We start from the raw sequence: 21,977 nt of genomic DNA, 5'->3' as shown, positions 1-21,977 counted from the left end.
CGTAGGTATGAAGGAGCACGCCGATGTTGCAGGGGCGACTGGAGGAGATCAAGACCGTCGAGACCCTTCTCTCCGACGCGCGTTCCGGCGTCAGCGGCGTCCTGGTGATCAAGGGTGATCCCGGGGTCGGGAAGTCGGCCCTCCTCGACCACGCGGCACGGGCCGCCGGTGATGCCGGTGTGCTGCGCGGCGCCGGCGTGGAGACCGAGGTCGAGCTGCCCTTCGCCGCCCTGCACCTGCTGCTGAGCCCGGCCCTCGACCGGCTCGACGCGCTCCCGGCCCCGCAGGCGGCGGCGCTGCGCGGAGCCTTCGGGCTGGCGCCGATGGAGACCGCCGACCGCTTCCTGGTCGGCCTGGCCACGCTCAGTCTGCTGGCGGAACTGGCCGAGGACGGGCCGCTGCTGGCCGTCGTCGACGACGGCCAATGGCTGGACCAGGCCTCGGCCGCCGCGCTGGCGTTCGCGTCGCGGCGGCTGCGCTCGGAGGGCGTCGCGCTGCTGGTCGCCACCCGCGACGACCAGGGCGGCTTCCCCACCACCGGGCTGCCGGAGCTGCGCCTGGGCGGCCTCGACCGCGACGACGCCGAACGCCTGCTCGGCGAAGGGCTCGCCGCCCACCTGCGCGAACAGGTCCTCACCGAGGCCGACGGCAACCCCCTGGCGCTCATCGAGCTGTCCAAGGCCGCCTCCGGCGGCGAACTCGACCTCGCCGGGCCGCTTCCGCTGACCGATCGGCTCATGAACGCCTTCGCCGGTCAGATCCGCCGCCTCGCCGAACCCGGCGGGCGCATACTCGCCGTCGCGGCCGCCGAGGACACCGGCGCGCTGGGCGTGGTCCTGGCCGCCGCCGCCGAACTGGGCATCCCCGGCGAGGCACTGGAACAGGCCGAAGTCGCCGGGCTGGTCACGGTCACCGGCGGCGACGTGCGCTTCCGGCACCCGCTGCTGCGATCGGCCGCCTACCAGGCCGTGACCTCGGCACAGCGCCGCGCGATCCACGCCGCGCTCGCCGGAGCCGTCAGCGGCGACCGCCGGGCCTGGCACCTGGCGCTGGCGGCGACCGGACCCGACGAACACATCGCCGAGAGCCTTGAGGAGTCGGCGGAGCGGTCCGGCGCGCGCCTCGGCTTCGCGGCCATGGCCACCGCCTATGAACGCTCCGCGCAGCTCAGCGCCGAGCAGAGCCGCATGGCGCGGCGGCTGGCGGCCGCCGCGATGGCGGCCAAGGAGGCCGGTCAGTCCGGGCGGGCCGCCGAGCTCAGCGAGCGCGCCACGAGACTGACCGACGACCCCGCGACCTTCGCCCGACTCGCCGAGGTCCGCGCGGCCGTCGCCTACGACGAGGGTTCGCCACGGCGGGCGGCGCGGCTGCTCATCGACGGCGCGGCGCGCGTCGCCGAGACCGATCCGCGCACGACCGCCCGCATGCTCATGGCCGCCTCACCGAACATCTGGGCCGCCGGTGATCCCGCGATGGACACCGAGGCGGAACTCCTCCTCGACCGGATCGACCTGCCCGCCGAAGATCCCCTCGTCGCCCTCAGCCGGGGACTGAGGCTCATCTACGCCGATGATCTGGAGGCCGGGTACCCGCTGTTGAGCGACTTCCTGCGCCGAACACCCCCGGCGACCGTGCCGGGGCGGCTGATGACGGCCTACCCCGCCTTCGTCGCCGGCCGCCTCGACCAGGCCCTTGAGCTGTGCACCGCACTGGCCTCGGACTGCCGCACCGAAGGCCGCATCCGGCTGCTTCCCTTCGCCCTCAACCACCTCGCCTACACCCAGGTCATCGCCGGACACCACCGCGACTCCCACGCCAACGCCGCCGAGGGCCTCCAGATCGCGCTCGACACCGGCCAGCCGCACCTCGTGGTCGGCCTGCAAGGTCAGCTCGCGTGGCTCGCCGCCGCCGAAGGGGACGCCGGGCGTTGCCGCGAACTGGCCGAGGCGGGCCTGGCGTTCGCCGAAAGCCACCGCTCCCCCGCCGTGGCCCTGCTCCCGGCATGGTCGCTGGCGATGCTCGACCTGACCGAAGGCCGCGACCAGGCCGCCCTCGACCGGCTCCAGGCCCGCCCCGGTGGCACCTCGCACTTCGGCACGCGGATCGTGCCCGACGAGGTCGAGGCCGCCGTACGGCTCGGCACGCCGGAACTCGCCCGGGAGTCGGTGGAACTGGCCGAGCGCTGGACGGCCCTGTCAGGCGAGACGTGGGCCGCGGCGCTGCTCGCCCGCTGCCACGCGCTGCTGCAGGACTCCGAGGAGCACTTCACCCGCGCGCTGGAGCTGCACCGGTCGGCGCCGCAGCCCTACGAGCAGGCCAGGACCCTGCTCGCCTACGGCGAGTGGCTGCGCCGGCGGCGACGCAAGGCCGAGGCCCGGCCGCATCTGCGGCAGGCCCATGAGGCCTTCGAGCGGCTCGGGACCCGGCCGTGGGCCGAGCGCGCGGCCGCCGAACTGCGGGCATCGGGCGAGGCGACCCTCGCCCGCCGCAGCGCCGCCCCCGGTACGGTCCTCACCGCCCAGGAGCTGCAGGTCGTGCGGCTGGCGGCGACGGGCGCCACGAACCGCGACATCGCCGCGCACCTGCTGCTCAGCCCGCGCACGATCGGGCAGCACCTGTACAAGGCCTTCCCGAAGCTGGGGATCTCGTCGCGGACCGAGCTGGCCAGGCTGGACCTGGACCGCCTCTAGGCGGGTGGGGCCATCGCCTGGCGGTAGGTGTCCAGCAGGACGCCCGCTTGGCGGTGCCATGTCCAGTTCTCCAGCAGTTCGCCGTCGGTGTAGACCTTGCGGTAGACGGCGGCGTCGGCCAGGACCGTCTCGACGGCGCGGAGGTAGTCGCCGGCGTTCTGCGCGGTGAAGACCTCGCCTTGACCGGTGCGGCGGACGGTGGCGGCCATCGTCCGCACGTCACTGACGATCAGCGGCAGCCGGGCGTGGGAGTACTCGAAGAACTTGGTGATCAGCGCCAGTTCGTGGTTCGGCCAGTGGTGGATCGGGATCACCCCGGCGTCGGCGCCGGCCAGGAAGGGCACCACCTGGTCGTGCGGCACGTAGTCGAGGACGTGCAGGCGGTCGGCGACGCCGAGACGTTCGGCGAGGGCGACTTGGGCGCGCACGAAGGCGTCCCCGGGGCGTGGAACGACGAAGGCGACGTGCACGCCGGGCAACCGCGGCAGTGTCTGCACCATGATGCGCAGTCCGCGCTGTTCGGCCGCGGCGCCGCTGTAGACCAGGAGCGGATCGTCGTCCCGCAGCCCGCAGGCCGCCCTGATGTCGGTGGCGACGACGGGTTCGCGGCCGGTGATGTCGGGGGCGTTGAGGACCACCGCCGGGCGGCGCGGCAGCCGGTGCCGGGCCTGGAGCAGGCGGGCGAGCTCGTCGGAGACGGTGAGGACGGCGTCGGCGTGGCGGGCGTACTCGGCTTCGTGGGCGCAGACGGCGGGCAGCCACCGGCGGTCGGCGGGAGGCTTGGTGCCGGGGATGTATTCGTGGGCGTCCCACACCAGGCGGACATCGCGGCCGGCTGTCGCGGCCCGCAGTTTCGCGCGGGCGCCGACGCCGATCATCCTGAAGTCGTTGGCGTGGATAAGGTCGGGGGCCAGCTCGTCGATGACCGGGCCCATGGCCAGCTCGTAGGACCACAGGTGCGGGTGGAGCCATCGCCAGCCGCGGCGGGGGAACAGCGAGGTCCACAGTCGCACGCGGAGCCGGTCGGTCCAGGTGTTCCCGGTGCGCCTGCGTGCCATGGCCGCCGCGGGTGAACGCCGCCAGTAGAGCGGGGCCGCGAGCCACTTGCCGTGGCGCAGCCACGGCCAGCGCCGAACGGCCCGGCGCGCCCAGTCCGGTGCCGCGTTCGTGCGAGCGGTCGTGGACGACGCGGCGGGCGTCAGGCGCCGGGTGCAGGCGAGTCTGGCGCGGATCCAGGCACCGGCGAAGGCGAGGCGGAGACGCAGCGGCCACAACGTGATCAGTGCGGCGCCCGTGCGGCCCGATCGGCGGGCGGCCAGGTCGGCTTCCCAGGCGGTGAGCTGGCGGGTGCGGAAGCGGACCAGGCGGCCGGGCCGGTAGGCCAGGAGCCGGTGGCGCCGTGGCGGCTGGAATTCGCGGGGGCGCAGGCGCAGGTCGGTGCCCAGGCACAGCAGGCGGACGTCGACGTCGCCGAGACTCCAGTGCGACTCCTCGCTACCTCGCGCGATGCCGAGAAGGACGACGTCCCAGCCCGCCTCGGCCGCCGAACGCGCCTCCTTCTGGACTCTGGAGTCGCCGGTGACGGCGTTGTCGACGAGCATCACCAGACGCCCGTTGCCTGAAGGGGAGACGACGGCCGGTGCCTCATCACGCGCCTTGAGTGTCACGAACGAGACAATAACGGTCATTTTGGTGCAGGGGGCGCACCGGGCCCGCCGACACTCCACAAGCGACGCGGGGACCGCCTTCGCCACCATGAACCCCGCTCCAAAGCGGACATCCCTACATCTTTGTGTGTAGCCCTCGTTCATCCCCGCCGATGAAGCCCGCGTCCGTTTCGGCCATGACGATGGAGTCATGACCGCCGCTCAGCACGCCACCGGCACGTCTCCCCACGCGGCCGAGGTACGCCGTCGCCTGCCTCTGCTGGACGTGCTGCGTGGCGTCGCCATCCTCGGCACGCTCATGACCAACGTCTGGATCTTCACCGGGCCGGGTGCGGAGTGGGGCGTCTTCGAGGCGGGCCTGCCCGACGCGACGTCCTCGGGCTCCCTCGCGCATGTCGCCGAGACGGTCTTCCGGGTCCTCGCCGACGGCAAGTTCCTCTCGCTGCTCACCGTCCTGTTCGGCGCGGGCCTGGCCATCCAGTACGCCTCCGCCGAACGGCGCGGCCTGCCGTGGCCCGGCCGCTACCCCCGGCGGGCGCTGTTCCTCTTCGCCGAAGGCACCGTCCACTTCGTACTGGTCTTCGCCTGGGACGTCTTGATGGGCTATGCCGTCACCGCCCTCGTGGTCGCCAGACTCCTCACCCGCACCGGCCGGGCCCAGCGCCGGATCATGGCCTGGGCGGGCGGGATCCACGTGTCGCTGATGGTCCTGCTGACCGCCGCGCTCGTCCTCGGCGGGAACGCCTCCCGGGCGGTGTCGCCCGAGGCGATCGAGCTGTACGCGAACGGCGGATACCTGGAGCAGGTCGCCTTCCGTCTGAACAACGCCCTGGTGTTGCGCATGGAGCCGGTGTTCACGTTCTTCCTGCTGCTGTTCCTGTTCTTCCTCGGGACGCGCCTCTTCCGCGCCGGCGCCTTCGTCCTCGACGACACCGGCCGCCGCATCCGTCTGCGGCTCCTCGCCTGGGGTCTGGGCGTCGGCGTGCCGCTCACCGTCGCGGCGACCCTCGCCGGCCCCGACTACTTCCTCCTCGGCCGCTACGTCGCCGCACCTTTCGTGGCTCTGGGGTACCTCGCCCTCATCGGCCTGGCGGTCGAGCGGTTCGCCCGCCGCGGCCGCCACCTGAGACCCCTCGCCGCCCTCGGCCGCATGGCACTGTCCGGTTACGTCCTGCAGAACCTGCTGTGCGTGCTGGCCTGCTACGGCATCGGCCTCGGTCTCGCCGCACGTCTCGACGGCTGGCAACCCTGGTGGACGATGGGCCTGTGGGCCGTCGTGTCCGCCGTCCTGATCGTCGGCGCGAACCTCTGGCTCCGGCGCTTCGCCCAGGGCCCGCTGGAGGCCCTCCAGCACCGCATCCTCACCCCCCGCCGGAACCGAACGTGACAGCTCAGCCGTTGGCGCCCTCGGCGACCGTCGACGTTCCGGTGTTGAGCATGCCGTCGAAGGACGTGAGCACCGGTGTCTCCAGGTATCCGCTGTGCATCCGGAGACGATCAGGGTGCCCTGCGGAGGTTTCTCGCCTGGCGCGGCGGAGGTCGGCGACGGCGAACCCGGGCTCGCCCCACGCGGCCTCGATGCTGCCCGGCTCCGGTGGGGCCAGCGGTGTGTCCTCGACGACGAACCCGAAGCGCGCGTTCGCGTCGAGACGCATCTCGCCGGTGCTCCCGCCGGTACTGGTCAGGCCGAGGGCGAAGTAGTCCTCGCCGAGGATGCGGCGCAGGTGCTGTCCCATCGGGAAACCGGTGAGCACGCCGCCGAAGGAGATCGGCTCGGTCTGGATGTGGGCGTTGTGGGCGGGCAGCACGACGCGGGTGCCCGGCTCGGAGCGCTCCAGGTGCCACAGCACCGACTCGGCCATGTACACGTCGCGCGCGGAGGTGTCGGCGGTCAGGCCCTTGCCGGCGAAGAGCCCGGCCATCGCGCGGAAGGTGTAGTCGGCGGCGCAGGCGGCCTCGACGCGGCGCCGCGCGATGTCGTAGGTGCGCTGGTCGCTGCGCTCGACGTAGAGCGCTTCGACGGCGCCGAAGCGCACGAGCAGCCGCATCAGGTTCGCGCTGAGTGCGTCCTGTTCGGCGGCGGGCAGCCGCTCCCAGGCGGGTGCCGCCACGGCTCCCGAGCCGCCCGCGAAGGTCGCGGCGATCGCGATCGCCGACTCGGCCATCGGCAGGGCCGCGGGGTCGACCTCGCGCAGGTAGCCGGCGACCGGTGTCAGGGCCGGGAGCAGTGACCCGCCCGCCGCGGGGATGTCGATGCCGGCGAAGCGCACCGGGCGGGCGGCGGTCCTGTTGTGGCGCCGGATCCAGTGCAGGGGCCCGTCGAGTCCGATCGGGATCGCGTCGCCGACGTGGTCGGCCAGGCCGTCGTCGGTGCCCTCGCCCCGCGCCCACGCGTCGAGCGGGAAACCTTCGCTGAAGCCGTACTCGAAGGCCAGGACGGTGAAGCCGCAGCGTTCGGCGAGGAACCGCAGGACGCGTTCGCGCATGGCGGCGAACTCGTCGATGAAGTGTGAGTTCTCGCCGAGGGCGACGACCCGCGCGTCGCCGATGATCTCGCGGAGCGGCTCCAGGTCGTCCAGTGGTGCGTCGACGTCGAGGTGCGTCAGCGCCACGGCGTTGGCGCGCAGCCAGTCGGTGAAGGACTCGGTCACGTGGTTCCCTTCTCAGTTCCGGCCGGGTGCGGCGGCTTCGAGGTCGGCGACGCCGCCGGACATGATCGTGCGGACGTGTGCGGTGATGTGTTCGGCCGGCCAGTCCCACCAGGCGACCGCCAGGAGCCGCGCGATGTCCTCGGCGTCGTAGCGGGTGCGGATCAGGCGGGCGGGGTTTCCCGCGACGATGCCGTAGTCGGGCACGTCCTTGGTGACCACGGCGCCGGTGCCGATGATCGCGCCGTTGCCGATCCGCACGCCCGCGAGGATCGTGGCCCCGTTGCCGAGCCAGACGTCGTTGCCGACGACGGTGTCGCCGCGCCCCGGCAGGCCGGTGAGCAGGTCGAAGTGCTCCGCCCAGGAGCCGCCCATCGTCGGGAAGGGGAAGGTCGACGGGCCGTCCATGCGATGGTTGGCGCCGTTCATGATGAACCGCACGCCGGTGCCCAGGGCGCAGAACTTGCCGATGACCAGCTTCTCCGGGCCGTAGTGGTAGAGGACGTTGCGGGTCTCGAACGCGGTCGCGTCGTCGGGATCGTCGTAGTAGGAGTACTCGCCGACCTCGATCAGCGGCGACGTCACCAGCGGTTTGAGCAGTACCACTCGCGGCTGCCCGGGCATCGGGTGCAGCACGGTCGGATCCGCGGGGATCTGGTCCGCAGGGGACTGATCGGGCATCAGAACTCCTATTAATGCGACGGATGTTGCACTAGCATGGTGCCACGCCCCTACCAGCCGAACAACCGGAATGGCCGATGACGAACCCCACAGCACGCCCGGGTGGACGCACCGCACGGATTCGTGCCCAGGTGCTCGACGCCGTGCGTGCCGAGCTGGCCGAACACGGCTACGACTCCCTCACCGTCGACACGGTGGCGGCGCGCGCCGGCGTCCACCGCACCACCGTCTACCGGCGCTGGGGCGACGTCGGCGGACTGCTCGCCGACGTCTACGACGCCGCCGGAGACGACGACTGGGAGCCGCCGGACACCGGATCCCTCCACGGCGACCTGGCGGCGCTCAACGAGGAGATACAGGCAGCCATGGTCATGCGGCCGCCGATCATGGAGGCGCTCATCGCCGCCTCGTTTCGCTCCGAGGCGGCCGCCGACGCCCAGCGGCGCCTGTGGGAGGACCGCTACGTCCGCTGTGAGGTCATCGTCGAGCGCGCGATCGGGCGCGCCGAGATCCCCCCGGGCACCGGTGCCCGCCGCCTCCTGGTCACGGCCACCGCGCCGGTCTACCACCATCTGGTGCTGCTGCGGGCCCCGCTCGATCCCGCGCTGCCCGCCGACGCGGCCAGGACGGCGGTGCTCGCCGCGGTCGCGGGGGCCTTTACCGAGGGCTCCTGACGCGCGTGACGGCGGGGACCAGTCCACAAAGGACCAGTCCCCCGTGGGAGGCCGGGCGATGGGCTCCCCTTTCTCACCAGCTCCCGCCGAAGCCCGTTCGCGCCCCGAAGCTCGCGCCGCGCGTCGCCGCCTCCTTGGCCGCGACCGCGACCTTGGCGGCGAGATATCCGTCGCGGAGGGTGTCGTCGCGGCGGGTCAGCTGCACGACGGCGTCCTTGCGGCCGAGGCTCACGCCCCGGCCGACGAAGCGCATGGAGAACCGTGCCGGCGACTTGCCCGCGACGATCCGGGCGAGGTTGTCGGCGGCGTGACCGCCCTGCGGGACCGAGCACTGGCAGGCGAAGCGGGAGCCCGGCACGGCGGCGCAGTCGCCGACGGCGAAGATCCGCGGGTCGGTGACGCTGCGCAGGAAGTCGTCGACGATGACGCGCCCACTGTCATCGACGGCGAGGCCGCTGCGTGCGGCGAGGTCGGGCACACCGCTCACGATCGCCCACAGCGTCAGGTCGGATCGCTCCTCCTGTCCCGACCGCAACCGCACGGACCCGGGTTCGGCGGCGGCGACGCCGTCGTTGACGATCGCGACGCCGAGGCGCTCCAGTCCGTCGAGGATCCGCTGCCGCGCGCGTCCCGTGAAGGTCTCGGCGACGGCGGTTCCGACGAGCCGGACATCCAGGTCGGGGCGGGCCGCGGCGATCTCGGAGGCCGTCTCGATCCCGGTCGGGCCGCCGCCGATCACCGTGACGACGCCATCGGCGGGCATCGCCGCCAGAACCGTCCGGGCCCGCTCGGCGCTCTCCCACTCCCCCACCGCGAGCGTGCCCGGCAGCGGCCGAACCGTGCTCCCGACGGCGAGGAAGGCGAAGTCGAAGCCGGCCGACTCCCCACCGGCCAGCCGCACGACCCCGTCGCCGATCGTGTCCACCGTGGTCACCAGCGTGCGCACGCGACCGGGCAGGATCTCACGCAAGGGCGTCGCGACCTGCTTCGTGGCGGCGATCTGCTGGTGCAGCCGCACGCGTTCGACGAAGTCCGGCCGCGGGTTGATCACCGTGATCTCGGCGCCCTTGATCTTCTTGGCGACCCGGTTCGCGGCGACCATGCCCGCGTAACCGGCGCCGATGACTGCCACCTTCATGTCGTCTCCTGTTCGTGGTCTTCGACCACGAGACGAGACGCCCGCCGGTCTTGTGACATCCCGCCGCTAGAGCAGTCCGCCCGCCGCCGTGATGGTCTGCCCGGTGATCCAGGCCGCGTCGGGCCCGAGCAGGAAGGCGACGATGCCGGCGATGTCGTCGCCGGCGCCGAGACGGCCGAAGGAGGTGTTGCGGGCGGTGCGGGCGAGCAGCTGCGGCGGCAGGGACCGCCGCAGGAGGGCGGTGTCGACCGCCCCGGGGGCCACGCAGTTGACGGTGATCCCGCGCGGGCCGAGTTCCTGCGCGGCGATGGCGGTGAACTGTTCCACCGCGGCCTTGCTGGCCGCGTAGACGGCGTTGCCCGGTGTCGGGCGCCCGGTGGCGATCGACGACAGGTTGACCACGCGGCCACCGTCGCGCATCCGCGCCGAGGCGTGGTGGATGGCGAAGAAGGTGCTCTTGGCGTTGACCGCCATCACCTCGTCGTAGGACGCCTCGTCGGCGTCGTCGAAACGACCGTGCGGCAGCCAGATCCCGGCGTTGTTGACCAGGGCGTCGAGGCCGCCGAGGGTCTCGTCGGCTTGTGCGACGAGGTCGAGGACGTCGCCGTGCACGGCCAGGTCGGCGCGCACCGGATGGGCTCCCGTGGCGGCGGCGACGGCCATGGCCTCGTCCTTCGACCGGTGGTATCCGAACGCGACCCGTGCTCCGTCGGCGGTGAGTCGTTCGGTGATCGCCCGGCCGATGCCACGAGAACCACCCGTGACCAGTGCCGTCTTTCCCTTCAGCGGCTTCATGCCATCCCTGCGGTAAGTAGTCAGACAGTGGCTGTCAGTATTGTGGAGCGACATGACGGGAAGCGAGGAGGGGCCGTGAGCAGCCTGCGGAACGACATGACCCGCGAACGCGTTCGCGCCGTACTGATGCGCGCGGCCATCGGGATCCGGCCCGAACTGGCCGAAGCCGCCGTCACCGGGACCGAGCACATCACCGCCGACTGGGGTCTGGACTCCGTCGACCGGATGGAGCTGCTGGTGGCCGTCGAGGAGGCCTTCGCGATCGAGGACGAGGTCGATCCGCGTGTCTTCATGACCCTGGCCACCGTCAACGACCTCGCCGACCGGATCATGGTCGCCGAGGCGGCGCTGACATGAGCGTCGCGCACTCCCATCCGCCCGGCACGCTCATCCTGAGCGGGCGCGGGATGGCCGAGCACTTCTTCCGGGCCGGCGACGAGCGGCTCTCCCACGCGGGCGGCTGGGACCTGGTCTTCGGCGACCGTTTCGGCCGAGGCGTGCTCAACCTGGACGGACCACGGCACCGCGAGTACCGCAGGGCGCTCCTGCCGCTGCTGAGCAAGCGCGCGACGAGCGGCTACGAGACCGTCGCACGCGACACCCTCGACCGCGCCCTGCGTTCGGTCCCGGCCGACGACCCCGTCGACCTGCACGCCCTCCTCAAGCCCGTCGTGTTCGAGGTGTCGGCCACCATCTTCGCCGGGATCGGCGGCGACGACGCCATGGAACTGCTCGCCGCGTACGCCCAGCTGCAGGACCCGGGCGCCGCGCTGGACACCGCCGACGGCGCCCGCGTGGCGCGCAGGGTCGTCGGCGCCCGCCGCAAACTCCGCACACTGCTAGGCGGGGCCGTCACCCGAATGGACCGGAACGACGGACCGGTTCGGCGCTTGAAAGCCCTCCCCGATCCGCCCTCCGACGACGAGATCGCGCAGAACCTCGCGATCTTGATCCTGGCGGGATTCGAGACCACCAGCTACGTGACCGCACGGATGCTGTGGCTGCTCGCCAGGCACCCACGGCATCAGGACGCGATCCGCGCCGACCCGGCGCTCTTCGAGGCGGCCTTCATCGAGACGACCCGGCTGCACCCGCCGCTGGCCTGGCTCCCCCGCACCGCCCGCACCGACCTGTCCTTCGACGGCACCGCGATCCCCGCCGGGAGCGGCGTCTACTTCGCCGTCGCCGACACCCACCGGGACCCCGCCGTCTACGACGAGCCCGGCGAGTTCCGCCCCGAGCGGCACGCCGTGTCCTCCCCGGAGAAGTTCGCGCACATGCCGTTCAGTGCTGGGCGGCGCGTGTGCGCCGGTTTTCACGTCGGGACGATGGAGGCCGCGACGTTCGTCTCGGGGATCCTGCGGCGCTTCCGGCTGACCGCTCCGCCGGGCGAGTACATCGGCGACGTCTCCCACAACGGTTCCACCGTCTCCCCCGCCGCGCCGCTGCTGGCCCGATTCCACCCGCTGCCGTGACAGAGGGGCACGCGCTGGACTGCGCGACCCTCGCCGAAGTCCCGGCACGGCTCGGCCCCAGGGCATCGGCGGTCTACCCCGGAACCCGCGAGTCGTTGACCCCCGCCGACTTCGATGCGGGTTCGGCGCGATGGGCGCACGGCCTGCTGGCCGCCGGGGTGCGGGCGGGCGAGGTCGTCGGCCTGCTGCTGCCGACGTGTCCGGAGGTCCTTCTCGGACTGTTCGGCGTGGTCCGCGCGGGCGCGGCCGCCGCGATGCTGGCACCGCACTCCGCCGACCCGGAGGTGGCCGCCGAGCGGCTCGCACCGGCCGTCCGCCAGGCCCGGATGCGTTTCCTCATCGCCCATCCCGATCACGTCGCCGTCGCACGCGCGCTGGCCTCCCGCTGCGCTTCGCTCACCGTGCTCGACACCGACGTGGAGGCGCCCGGAGCGGGCGCGCTGCCCGAGGTCGGCGCTGACGACCTCGCCGTCGTCCAGTTCACCTCCGGGAGCACCGGGCGGCCGAAAGGCGTGATGCTCACCCACGCGGCGGTCATGGCCGGGCTTCGCGCCATCACGACCACCAGCGCGTTCACCGAGCGGGACGTGATGGTCACCTGGGCGCCGCACTTCCACGACCTGGGCCTGTTCGGCCTGCTGTCGATCCTGCTCGCGGGCGGTGAGGCCCAGGTGCTCTCGCCGTTGGCGTTCATGCGCAGGCCCGCCGGCACGTTGCGCCTGCTGTCGGACACCGGTGGGACCTTGATGACCGGCCCCGACTTCTCCTACCGGAAGATCGTCGCGGCGGCGACTCCGGCCGCCTTGGGCGGTCTCGACCTGTCGCGGTGGCGGCTGGCCTACAACGGCGCCGAGCCGGTGCGCGCCGACACCGTCGCCGACTTCCAGCAGAGCCTCGCCGGAGCCGGTGTGTCGGGCTCGGTCATGTACCCGGTGTACGGGATGGCCGAGGCCACCCTCGCGGTGACCTTCCCCGAGCCGGGGACCGCGCCGCGCATCGTGCACGTCGACCGCGCCACACTCGCCGACGACGGCCTCGCCGTCCAGGTGCCTTCGGGACAGGCGGGTGCCAAGGCCCTCGTCGGGGTCGGGCGGCCGGTGACCGGCATGCGGGTGCGGGTGCTCGACGAGGCCGGGAGCGTCTGTCCACAAGGGCGTGCCGGGGAGATCCAGATCGCCGGTCCGGCCGTCACCTCCGGTTACCTGCACGACGCTGCCGCGACGGCCGCCGCCTTCGACGGTTCCTGGCTTCGCACCGGGGATCTGGGCTTCTGCCTCGACGGCGACCTGTTCATCGCGGGCCGCCGCAAGGAGATGATCATCGTCCGGGGCCAGAACCACTTCCCCGAGGACGTCGAGGATCTCGTGCGGGCCTCGCCCGACGTCCATCGTGGCCGGTGTGTGGCCTTCGCCGACGCCGACAGCGAGCACATCGTGGTCGTGGCCGAGCTCCGGCCGAAGGCCGACCACGCCGCGGTCACGACGGGACTTCGCGTCGCCGTCGCCGACCGCCTGGGGCTCGCGGCCGTGCGCGTCCACGCGGTCCGGCCCGGCTGGCTGCCCACGACTTCCAGCGGCAAGTGGCAGCGCGATCTCGCGCGCCGGCGGCTGAGCGAATGACAACGGCGGCCACCTCGCGAAAGCGTGGTGGCCGCCGTGATGGAGCGGGTGAGCCGGTGGCTCAGATCGCGCCGAAGAGGCTGTTGCCCCGGGCCTGCGGGTCGTCGCTGGAGAAGAAGTCCCGGATGGCGTCGGTCAGCTCGGTCTGGTCGATGTAGCCGTTGCCGTCGCGGTCGAGGTTGCGCATCGCGGCGGCGTGGTCCTTGTCGGCCATGCCGAGGCCGCGGTGGATGCCGGCCAGCTCCTCGCCGCTGATGCGGCCGTCGTTGTCGGTGTCGCACAGGCCGATGATCGCGCTGGCGACCGGGGCGAGGTACGCCTGGTAGGACGCGGCGGCGTTGGTCTCCAGGCCGCGGACGTACTCGTCGCGGCTCACGGCACCGTCGGCGTCGAGGTCCATGCTCCCCTGCATGCCCGTCCACAGTGCCGCGTAGGCGTCACGGAGCGCGCTGTGCTTCGGGGTGCCCGGCGCCTGGCCGAACTCCTGGCCCAGCCGCGTCACGATCAGCTCGAAGTCGGACATGTCGATCTTGCCGTCGCCGTTGGTGTCGATGAGATCGAAGTGCCGTCCGAGCTTGCGGTTCAGCAGGTCACTGGTCACAGGGAGCCCTTTCTTCACGATGGTTGACCACCACGGAATGTAGCGATCGCATTACTTATCGTGAGAGTACATGGAGTCTCCACCCGTTCGATTCCCGGGCGGTCACCGGGGGGATCCATAAGGCCGAGAAAGTCCACAGTGGACACGGCGAAGACAAGGGCGTGCGTTCCCTCGGGTGTGAGGGTGGGCGCCGCCGGTCGGCGAGGTCACGGTGTCGTACTCGGAGCCGACGACGTACCACCCGGTCAGTCGTTGGGTTCCCAGACGGGAAGCCAGACGTCGTTGACCGCGCCGCCGGGCTGGCAGGTGTAGAGGACCAGAGGCTGCCCCGGGATCGCCCCGCCGGCGACGTTGAGGCACTTGCCGCTCTCCAGGCCGCCGACCTGGTACCCCGCGCCCTGGGCCGCGAACCACCACACCGCGTTCTGCTGCCCTCCGCACGGCCACTGGATGATGGCGGTGCCGTCCACCGCGCCGCCGCCAGCGACGTTGGCGCACAGGCCACTGTTGACGTTGGCCAGTCCCCAGACCCTCGTTCCGTTGGGCGCTTGATAGGCGGTCGGGTTCCACTGGTAGACGGGCATGTCCTGGATCTGCCACAGCATCAGTTGGGTGCCGTTGGCCGTACTGTTCCCCGACACGACCGCGGCCTGCCCGGTGTCGACGTACAGCCGCAGCGTGATCGCCTCGGGGAAGCCGGGCTCGGCCGCGCGGTGCTCCCACACCGGCAGCCACACGTCCTCCTCGGAGCCGGCGGCGCTGCACGGCAGGGTGGTGGCCCTGCCGGAGGCGGCGGCCAGGCAGCTACCGCGGCGCTGGTCGACGATCTGGTAGCCGTCACCCTTCTTGACGAAGGTCCAGCCCTCGGACTTCGCGCAGTCCCACGCCCCGATGTCGCCGCCGTCGACGACGGGCCGGTGGCTGCACAGGCCGTTGCTCACCGACTTGAAGTTGAACTTGCCGCTGTCACCCAGCGGCTCCCACAGCTCGTCCTCGCCACCGGTCCAGTCCCCGACCGTCCACGGCTCGCCCTGCCCGGTCCCGGCCGGTACCCGCAGCACCCGGTCGGGATCGGCGGCCAGGCGAAGACTGATCTGAGCCGGCTTCCCCGACTCCTCCTCGGCCACGGCCGGGCCCGATGGAAGAGCGGCCAGGGCCACCGCCACAGCGACTGTCACGATCACATGTGAAATGCGCATTCGCTCCCCTTCGATGGGCATTCGCCGGACCGAAGCTATCACCGGGTGCCCTCGGCGATCCGCCGATCGGACAGGTCCACCCGACCGCGCGACCAGCCGTGATGCGCACCGACCCCGGCTGTATTGACGTGAGGAACGCGGGCCCCCGCGCCCCACGTCATCGCCGAACCGTCGACCGCCGACGCGCCCCCGCTCGCCGGTCGGCTGAGTGGTCACGCGTTCGGTTCAGCCGCCACCTGGACGGTGAACGTCCACTTGGCACCGTCGATGCCGGTGATGGACACGGTCGCCTTGTACTCCTCGCCGGCGGCGCGGTCGATCAGCGTGCAGTACACGGGCCGGCCCTCGCTCAGTACCAGGTTGACCTCGCCGCAGTCGATCTCGGGACGCTGGCCCAGCTTCGCTTCCAGGGCGTCGACCACCGCGGCGGCGACCTCGCTCGCCGGGACCGTCAGCGTTTCCTGTGCCGGGGACTCACTCGGGGGCGGCGCCGAGGAGGAGGGACCACCGCCACGCGGAGCGTCGGCGACCTTGACGGAGGCCTTCCACTTGCCGCCGTCGACGTCGGTGATGGTGACGGTGGTGTCGTACAGGGCGCCGCTCACCGGGTCGGTCAGGACGCAGTCGACCGTCTTGCCTTCCTCCAGGGTCACCGTCTCGGTTCCGCAGTCGATCTCCGGACGCTGTCCGAGCTGCTTCTCCAGGGAGTCCGCGGCGGCCGCGGCCACCGCTTCACCGGAGGCGCTGGCGGGTCCGGTACCGCACGCGGTGAGTGCGAGGGCGGCGAATGTCAGAGGAATGGCGACGAGCTTCATCGGATGCAATTTCTTGCCTTCGCGGTCGGGGAGTCTTCGCGACGACCTTGAAGGACGTGTGCACGGTTCGTGCACGGATCATGCACGGGCGATGCGGTCCAGGAGCCGCAGCGACACCGTCTCGCCGGGACGGTGACCGGTCTCCTCGCAGATCCGCAGAGCTCGACGCGCCTTCTCGGCGGCGTCGGCGAGGTGCCCTTCGGCGAGGTCGATCTCGGCCAGCCGGTTGAGCGCCTGCCCCTCCAGGAAACGGTAGTCGCCGGTCACGGCGGTCTGCAGCGCCCTCGCCGCCTGCTCCTTTGACCGTGCTGAATCACCGCCGTGGAACAACGCCCCCGATCGTCCCACCATCGCCTCGACCCGATGGAACACGGTGCTGTCGTGCTCGGTCATGGCCAGGACGCGGTCGTAGCAGGCGACCGCCTCGCCGTGCTCGCCCACGGCGTCGTAGGCCGCCGCCAGCGTGACCATCGCCGCCGCCCTGTTCCGGTGGTCGGCGGCATCGGTTCGCTCTTCGACCACGCGCTTCGCGTGTTCCAGCCCCTCCGCATTGCGCCCGGTGGCCAGCAGGAGCCTGGCCGTCGCGCCCAGCAGGTCGCGCGACTTGTCGATGCTGACGCTGCGCCTCTCCAGTTCGGTCGCCTCGTCTAGATGCGCCGCCGCCAGGTCGAAGCGTCCCCGGTGGAGCTGGATCTCCGTCATTTGGATCAGCAGGACCGCCCCGACCTGGTCGTTTCCCGCCTCCGTCGCGATCTTCAGGGCCCGTTCGAGGTACTCGATGCCCGTGTCGAGTTCGCCGACGAGGGAATGGAAGAGCCCCAGCCAGTGCAGGTTGGTGCATTCGGCGCGGACTTCGCCGATCTCTCGGTACGCGAGCAGCGCGGCATGGGCGTGCTCAAGGCCGTCGCGCATCCGGCCTCGGTGATAGCAGGCGATCGCGGTGTTGCCCTCGGCCGATGCCGCACCCGCGGGCCAGCCCGCCCGGCGCGCGAAACCGGCGGCGTCACGCGCGTGCCCGATCGCCTCTTCGAGCCGGTTGGAGCGGATCAGGGCGCAGGCCAGGGCGAGTTCCGCCGCGGCGAGGCCGAGGAGGTCCCCGGCGCCGGTGGCGGCCGTGAGGGCGGCTTCGCTGATGCGCACGCCGTCGTCGCCGAGCATGTGCAGCCAGGTGTACCCGCGCAGCATGTCGGCCATGAGCCAGGCGAACTCCGGCGGCCGGTGTTCGGCGGCGTGCTCGATGGCGGCGATGAGACCGTCCCACTCGGACTTCAGCCAGCGCGCGGCCTCGTCGGCGTTGGGCTGGAACCGTTCGTCGGTTCCGACGGGAAGACCGACCATCGCGGGGTAGAGGACAGCGCGGCAGGCGGCGGTCGCGTGGAGGTACCAGTCGAGAAGCCGGTCCAGGGCGGCGGGTTTCCCGGCGTCGGGAAGCTCGGCCGCGTAGTCGCGGATCAGGTCGTGGAGGCGGTGGCGACCGGGCGGGCCGTGCTCGACCAGGTGCGCTTCGACGAGCCGGCCGAGGGAGCGCCGGGCGTCGGCGGTGGACCCGCCGTGGAGACGGGCGACGCCGGCGAGGTCGAAGTCGGGACCGGGGACGACGGCCAGCAGCCGAAACAGGCGGGCCGCGTCGGCGTCGAGGGACTGGTACGACCAGGAGAACACCGACCGGAGGTCCACCGACGCGTCGTCGACGGCGAGCGCGTCGAGGCGTGAGGTCTCCAGTTCGTCGGCGATGACGCTCAACGGGTGGCCGGGACGCGTCGCGGCTCGGGCCGCGATGAGCGCGAGGGCCAGTGGCAGGCCCGCGCAGGCGGTCAGGATCCGTTCCACCGAACCCGGCTCGGTCCCGAGCCGCTTCGCCCCGAGCTGCCGGGTGAGGAGGGCGGCGGCCTCGGTCCGGTCGAAGGACTCGACTTCGATGATCCGGGCGCCGTGGGAGGCGGCGAGTCCGGCCAGTCGACCGCGGCTGATCACGACCGTGTGGACCCGGGAGGAGTCGGGCAGCAGCGGCCGGACCTGTGCAGCGTCGCGGGCGTTGTCGAGGACGAGCAGACGCCGTCCGGCGCCGATGACGGCGCGGCAGAGCGCGATACGGGCCTCGGAGTCGGCCGGGATCCGCCCGGGCTCCACGTCCAGCGACGTGAGCAGGAGGCGGGCGGCTTCGGCCGGTTCCAGTGGGGACGCGTTCGGGGCGAAGCCGCGCAGGTCGAGGTAGAGCCTTCCACCGGAGAACGGGCGCGCGCGGTGCGCCCAGTGCAGGGCGAGCATCGTCTTGCCGACGCCGCCGGGACCGGTCAGGACGACGAGCGGACTCGACGGCGACTCCGCCGCCTCGTCGAGCGCCGCGAGGGCGTGGTCTCGCCCGGTGAAGGCGGCCGTCGCCGACGGGAGCGTCACCGGCGCGGCGGGCGGCTCGTCGTCGGTCCCGAGGTCCAGTCCGGGATCCTCACGTAGGACGGCGGTGTGCAGGTCGCGCAGGGGTTTCCCGGGGTCGACGCCCAGCTCGTCGGCGAGCCGGGTCCGCACCTCGGCGTAGACGCGGAGGGCCTCGGGGCCGCGGCCGGAGCGGTACAGGGCGGTCATGAGTTGTTCGGCGAAGCGCTGACGGTGCGGGTGTGCGAGGCACAGTTGCCGCAGGTCGCCGACGAGCGTGGCGTGCCGTCCGAGTCTCAGGGTGAGTTCGACGCGCTCCTCGGTCAGCGTGAGCCGGTAGTCGTCGAGTCGCTGCGCCGACATGTCGAGCGTCCTGCCGGAGAGTCCGGCCAGGGACGGACCGCGCCACTCGGCGAGCGCGTCGCCGAGCGCCCGCTCCGCCTCATCGAGTCGGCCCGCGGCCTGGTGCGCTGAGGCCAGGGACGCGCCGCGCCGGCTGCGCAGTAGGTCGAGTTCGTCGACGGCGACGTCGATCCGGTAGCCCGCGCCGACCTTGCGCAAGCGATCCCCGAGCAGGCGGCGGAGGGACCCGGCGATGTTCTGCACCTGCCTGACGGCGGTCGCCGGTGGAGTGTCGTCCCAGAGTCCCGCCGCCAGCCGTTCGGCCGAGACGACCTGGTTGGCCTCGACGAGCAGCATCGCCAGCAGTTTCGGGTGGTGGCGGCCCGCGATCACGACAGGTTCGCCGTCCACGCGTACGTCGAGCGACCCGAGTACGCCGAAAGCCACCATGGCCCCGACCCTAGTTCGGCGACGGGGCCTGTGACGAGCCGCCGGACCCGCCCCACCGCTCGTGGTATCGGTCACGCGCACCGGCGACGAACTTCGTCGAACCCGTCTGCGGCGCCTGGATCAGGGACGGGCCGGAGGCCGCTCGCCCGTTGGGCATCAGGTGCGGGCCGACGCCTCAGCGCTCCGTCGCCTTTCTCGCGGGCGGCGTCGCGTCGGCGTCGCCGTGCTCGCCGGCCGACCATGAGGCGAGCAGCTGGAGGCGCTCGGCCGAGGGTGAGCCCGGCTCGGCGGCGTAGATGGTGAGCGTCAGGCCCGGTTCCACGACCATTTCGAGGCCTTCGTAGGCGAGGGTCAGGTCGCCGACGACCGGGTGGTGGAAGTTCTTGAAACCCGTCCCGTGCTGCCGGACGTTGTGGGCGGCCCAGCGGCGCCGGAAGTCGTCGCTGCGGGTGCACAGTTCGCCGATGAGGTCGTGCAGGTCCTTGTTGCGCGGGTCGCGGCCGGCCTCGGTGCGCAGGATCGCGACTGTCATCTCGGCGGCGAGTTCCCAGTCGGGGTAGAAGGTGGTGGCGCGCTCGTCGAGGAAGGTGAACCGCGCGAGGTTCGGCGGCCGTCCGGGTGTGTCGTAGACGTCGGCGTAGAAGGCGCGTCCCAGGGGGTTGACGGCCAGCAGGTCCATCCGCCCGTTGCGGACGAACGCGGGCCCGGCGGTGATGGCGTCCAGCGTCCACTGGAGGCTCTGGTGCGGGGTCCAGCCTCTCGGGTGGCGGCGTTTGGGCGCGCGGCCGGTGGGTTCGGCGGCGTGGGCGAGGTCGAAGAGGTGGGCGCGTTCGGCGTCGTCGAGGTGCAGGGCCTTGGCGATGCCGTCGAGGACCGAGGGTGAGGCGCCGCGGATGTCGCCGCGCTCCAGGCGCGTGTAGTACTCGATGCTCACCCCGGCCAGGAACGCGACCTCGCTGCGGCGCAGTCCCGCGACCCGCCGGTTGGTGCCGGCCGGCAGCCCGGCCGCCTGTGGGGTGACTCGGGCGCGTCGCGACATGAGAAACTCGCGCACTTCCGCTCGATTGTCCATAGCATCAACCGTATGTCGGCAGGTCAGCCCAAGGGAGTCCCTCGCGGTACCTCCATGAAGCGGGTCTCCCCGAGACGCGCCCGGCGTGGTGTCGTGGGAGACGTCCGCACGTATCCGTGAGCAAGGGAGAACCATGCGCGCCGTCATCATGCACGCGCCCGGCGACGTCCGGGTCGAAGAGGTCCCGGATCCGGTGATCGTCGAGCCGACCGACGCGGTCATCCGCATCACGGCGACCTGTATCTGCGGCTCCGACCTGTGGCCCTACCGCGGTGTCCAGAAGGTCGACGGGCCCACTCCGATGGGGCACGAGTACACCGGTGTGGTCGAAGAGATCGGCTCGGCGGTGTCCGGGATCAAGGTCGGCGACGTCGTCGTCGGGTCTTTCGTCGCCTCCGACAACACCTGCGAGATCTGCCGCGCCGGCTACCAGTCGCGGTGCGTCCACCAGGTCATGATGGGCTCGATCGGCACCCAGTCGGAGTACGCCCGCGTCCCGCTGGCCGACGGCACCCTCGTCAGGGTGCCCGGCGAGCCGACGCCCGAACAGGCACGCAGCCTGCTCGCCGCCTCCGACGTCCTCGGCACGGGCTGGTTCGCCGCCGTGGCCGCCGACGCCGGGCCCGGCAGGTCCGTCGCCGTCGTCGGTGACGGAGCCGTCGGCCTGCTGGCGATCCTGGCCGCGAAACGGCTCGGTGCCGAACGGATCATCGCGATGTCGCGCCACGCCGACCGCCAGGAACTCGCCCGCGGTTTCGGCGCCACCGACATCGTCGCCGAACGCGGCGACGAGGGCGTCGCCAAGGTCAAGGAGCTCACCGGCGGCCTCGGCGCCCATTCGACCGTCGAGGCGGTGGGCACGCAGGAGTCGATGATGCAGGCGATCCGCTCGACCCGCGCGGGCGGCCACGTCGGCTTCGTCGGTGTCGCCCACGGCGTCGAACTGGACGGCACGGAACTGTTCTTCTCCAGCGTGCACCTGCACGGTGGACCGGCGCCCGTGCGGCGTTTCCTGCCCGAGCTGGTCGACCTGATCATGACCGATCGCATCGACCCGGGTGTCGTGTTCGACCTGACCCTCCCTCTCGACAAGGCGGCCGAAGGGTACAAGGCCATGGACGAGCGTCGCGCGACGAAGGTGCTGCTCACCGTCTGAGACCGGCGCCCGAAGGAGGACACCATGGAGATCGTGACGCGACCGGCGACGAGCAAGGCGCCCGCCGAATTCTTCACCGGCGACGCCTGGTGGGACGTCCTCTACGCCGGGAAGGAGCCGTCGCGGGCACGGGCGAACATGGTCCGGTTCGCGCCCGGCGCCCGCACCGCCTGGCACTCGCACGGCCTGGGCCAGACGCTGTACATCGTCGACGGGATCGCGCTGATCCAGTCCCGCGGCGGACAGGTCGTCGAGGCCCACCCCGGCGACATCGTCCACACCCCACCCGGCGAGGAACACTGGCACGGCGCCGCCCCCGACCGGTTCATGGCGCACCTGGCCCTGTGGGAGACCGACGAGGTCTCCTGGCTCCAGCACGTCACCGACGACGAGTACGCCGGACCGCGCACCAGCACGCGTGCCTGAGGCTTCACGCGCCTACTCGGGCGGGAGGTCGATCCTCTCGCCCTTTCAACCGTCACTCATCTGACGGCCTCACACGTTTGCCGCCGTCTCCCGTGCAGCGCAACACCCCTCCACGGTGTGTGTAGTGGTGACCCCGACCCCATGGAGGCACCGATG

Annotated in this window: 18 protein-coding genes; 8 read left to right on the top strand and 10 right to left on the bottom strand. The window is 72.0% G+C overall.

Annotation, left to right across the window (positions count from 1 at the left end):
* Positions 1–23 precede the first annotated feature (23 nt).
* The gene (locus HNR73_RS28475; RefSeq protein WP_184790740.1) at positions 24–2,690 is read left to right on the top strand and encodes an ATP-binding protein; all 2,667 of its coding nucleotides are present in this window, start codon (positions 24–26) and stop codon (positions 2,688–2,690) included.
* Here HNR73_RS28475 and HNR73_RS40955 read toward each other — a convergent pair.
* Entirely contained in the window at positions 2,687–4,357 is a 1,671-nt protein-coding gene (locus HNR73_RS40955; RefSeq protein WP_275414578.1) for a glycosyltransferase family 4 protein, read from the bottom strand. The genes HNR73_RS28475 and HNR73_RS40955 overlap by 4 nt on opposite strands.
* A 190-nt stretch (positions 4,358–4,547) precedes the next feature.
* On the opposite strand from HNR73_RS40955, the gene HNR73_RS28465 reads away from it, so the two are divergent.
* Positions 4,548–5,744 (top strand): DUF418 domain-containing protein, encoded by a 1,197-nt coding sequence (locus HNR73_RS28465; RefSeq protein ID WP_184790739.1) that lies wholly within the window; start codon positions 4,548–4,550, stop codon positions 5,742–5,744.
* A 4-nt stretch (positions 5,745–5,748) separates the two neighbouring features.
* Here the strand turns inward: HNR73_RS28465 and HNR73_RS28460 are convergent, their stop codons facing one another.
* Together HNR73_RS28460 and HNR73_RS28455 are read right to left on the bottom strand one after the other, a co-directional pair.
* Positions 5,749–7,008: an erythromycin esterase family protein gene (locus tag HNR73_RS28460; RefSeq protein ID WP_184790738.1), complete on the bottom strand. Its 1,260-nt coding sequence runs from the start codon at positions 7,006–7,008 to the stop codon at positions 5,749–5,751.
* Positions 7,009–7,020: 12 nt separating this feature from the next.
* Entirely contained in the window at positions 7,021–7,686 is a 666-nt protein-coding gene (locus HNR73_RS28455) for a CatB-related O-acetyltransferase (protein WP_184790737.1), read from the bottom strand.
* Positions 7,687–7,817: 131 nt separating this feature from the next.
* Here HNR73_RS28455 and HNR73_RS28450 point away from each other — a divergent pair, with 131 nt between their 5' ends.
* Positions 7,818–8,360, top strand: a complete 543-nt coding sequence (locus HNR73_RS28450; protein ID WP_203686619.1) for a TetR/AcrR family transcriptional regulator — start codon at positions 7,818–7,820, stop codon at positions 8,358–8,360.
* Positions 8,361–8,433: 73 nt separating this feature from the next.
* Here the strand turns inward: HNR73_RS28450 and HNR73_RS28445 are convergent, their stop codons facing one another.
* Together HNR73_RS28445 and HNR73_RS28440 are read right to left on the bottom strand one after the other, a co-directional pair.
* Positions 8,434–9,498, bottom strand: a complete 1,065-nt coding sequence (locus HNR73_RS28445; RefSeq protein ID WP_184790735.1) for an NAD(P)/FAD-dependent oxidoreductase — start codon at positions 9,496–9,498, stop codon at positions 8,434–8,436.
* Between the two features lie 66 nt (positions 9,499–9,564).
* On the bottom strand, positions 9,565–10,293 hold the full coding sequence (locus HNR73_RS28440) for an SDR family NAD(P)-dependent oxidoreductase (RefSeq protein ID WP_184790734.1): 729 nt from the start codon (positions 10,291–10,293) through the stop codon (positions 9,565–9,567).
* A 75-nt stretch (positions 10,294–10,368) separates the two neighbouring features.
* On the opposite strand from HNR73_RS28440, the gene HNR73_RS28435 reads away from it, so the two are divergent.
* The 3 genes from HNR73_RS28435 to HNR73_RS28425 are packed head-to-tail and all read left to right on the top strand — an operon-like array spanning position 10,369 to position 13,387.
* Positions 10,369–10,650 (top strand): acyl carrier protein, encoded by a 282-nt coding sequence (locus HNR73_RS28435; RefSeq protein WP_184790733.1) that lies wholly within the window; start codon positions 10,369–10,371, stop codon positions 10,648–10,650.
* Positions 10,647–11,768: a cytochrome P450 gene (locus HNR73_RS28430; RefSeq protein WP_184790732.1), complete on the top strand. Its 1,122-nt coding sequence runs from the start codon at positions 10,647–10,649 to the stop codon at positions 11,766–11,768. The genes HNR73_RS28435 and HNR73_RS28430 overlap by 4 nt, the downstream gene beginning before the upstream one ends.
* Positions 11,765–13,387: an AMP-binding protein gene (locus tag HNR73_RS28425; RefSeq protein WP_184790731.1), complete on the top strand. Its 1,623-nt coding sequence runs from the start codon at positions 11,765–11,767 to the stop codon at positions 13,385–13,387. Before HNR73_RS28430 ends, HNR73_RS28425 begins: the two co-directional genes overlap by 4 nt.
* 61 nt (positions 13,388–13,448) lie before the next feature.
* Here the strand turns inward: HNR73_RS28425 and HNR73_RS28420 are convergent, their stop codons facing one another.
* The 5 genes from HNR73_RS28420 to HNR73_RS28400 all read right to left on the bottom strand — a co-directional run bounded on the left by HNR73_RS28420 (position 13,449) and on the right by HNR73_RS28400 (position 20,239).
* Complete coding sequence (locus HNR73_RS28420) at positions 13,449–13,988, bottom strand: EF-hand domain-containing protein (protein ID WP_184790730.1); 540 nt, start codon at positions 13,986–13,988, stop codon at positions 13,449–13,451.
* 245 nt (positions 13,989–14,233) lie between these two features.
* Complete coding sequence (locus HNR73_RS40950) at positions 14,234–15,166, bottom strand: RICIN domain-containing protein (RefSeq protein WP_184790729.1); 933 nt, start codon at positions 15,164–15,166, stop codon at positions 14,234–14,236.
* A gap of 233 nt (positions 15,167–15,399) precedes the next feature.
* Positions 15,400–16,002: a DUF4333 domain-containing protein gene (locus HNR73_RS28410; protein WP_184790728.1), complete on the bottom strand. Its 603-nt coding sequence runs from the start codon at positions 16,000–16,002 to the stop codon at positions 15,400–15,402.
* A 78-nt stretch (positions 16,003–16,080) separates the two neighbouring features.
* Entirely contained in the window at positions 16,081–19,167 is a 3,087-nt protein-coding gene (locus HNR73_RS28405; RefSeq protein ID WP_184790727.1) for an AfsR/SARP family transcriptional regulator, read from the bottom strand.
* Positions 19,168–19,342: 175 nt separating this feature from the next.
* Positions 19,343–20,239, bottom strand: coding sequence for a helix-turn-helix domain-containing protein (locus HNR73_RS28400; RefSeq protein WP_184790726.1), 897 nt, complete (start codon positions 20,237–20,239; stop codon positions 19,343–19,345).
* Positions 20,240–20,372: 133 nt separating this feature from the next.
* On the opposite strand from HNR73_RS28400, the gene HNR73_RS28395 reads away from it, so the two are divergent.
* Both HNR73_RS28395 and HNR73_RS28390 read left to right on the top strand, forming a co-directional pair.
* Positions 20,373–21,395: a zinc-dependent alcohol dehydrogenase family protein gene (locus HNR73_RS28395; protein ID WP_184790725.1), complete on the top strand. Its 1,023-nt coding sequence runs from the start codon at positions 20,373–20,375 to the stop codon at positions 21,393–21,395.
* Positions 21,396–21,419: 24 nt separating this feature from the next.
* Entirely contained in the window at positions 21,420–21,821 is a 402-nt protein-coding gene (locus HNR73_RS28390; protein ID WP_184790724.1) for a (R)-mandelonitrile lyase, read from the top strand.
* The last annotated feature ends 156 nt before the right edge of the window (positions 21,822–21,977 follow it).

The organism is Phytomonospora endophytica, assembly GCF_014202425.1.
GTDB lineage: Bacteria > Actinomycetota > Actinomycetes > Mycobacteriales > Micromonosporaceae > Phytomonospora > Phytomonospora endophytica.
Note: the sequence above shows the minus strand (reverse complement) of the source record. Positions and strands in the feature narration are given on the sequence as shown.

Coding starts and splice junctions, on each gene's coding strand:
- HNR73_RS28405 (WP_184790727.1), bottom strand. CDS start 19,167: ATGGTGGCTTTCGGCGTACTCGGGTCGCTCGACGTACGCGTGGACGGC.
- HNR73_RS28440 (WP_184790734.1), bottom strand. CDS start 10,293: ATGAAGCCGCTGAAGGGAAAGACGGCACTGGTCACGGGTGGTTCTCGT.
- HNR73_RS28465 (WP_184790739.1), top strand. CDS start 4,548: ATGACCGCCGCTCAGCACGCCACCGGCACGTCTCCCCACGCGGCCGAG.
- HNR73_RS28410 (WP_184790728.1), bottom strand. CDS start 16,002: ATGAAGCTCGTCGCCATTCCTCTGACATTCGCCGCCCTCGCACTCACC.
- HNR73_RS28475 (WP_184790740.1), top strand. CDS start 24: ATGTTGCAGGGGCGACTGGAGGAGATCAAGACCGTCGAGACCCTTCTC.
- HNR73_RS28400 (WP_184790726.1), bottom strand. CDS start 20,239: ATGGACAATCGAGCGGAAGTGCGCGAGTTTCTCATGTCGCGACGCGCC.
- HNR73_RS28430 (WP_184790732.1), top strand. CDS start 10,647: ATGAGCGTCGCGCACTCCCATCCGCCCGGCACGCTCATCCTGAGCGGG.
- HNR73_RS28445 (WP_184790735.1), bottom strand. CDS start 9,498: ATGAAGGTGGCAGTCATCGGCGCCGGTTACGCGGGCATGGTCGCCGCG.
- HNR73_RS28455 (WP_184790737.1), bottom strand. CDS start 7,686: ATGCCCGATCAGTCCCCTGCGGACCAGATCCCCGCGGATCCGACCGTG.
- HNR73_RS28395 (WP_184790725.1), top strand. CDS start 20,373: ATGCGCGCCGTCATCATGCACGCGCCCGGCGACGTCCGGGTCGAAGAG.
- HNR73_RS28390 (WP_184790724.1), top strand. CDS start 21,420: ATGGAGATCGTGACGCGACCGGCGACGAGCAAGGCGCCCGCCGAATTC.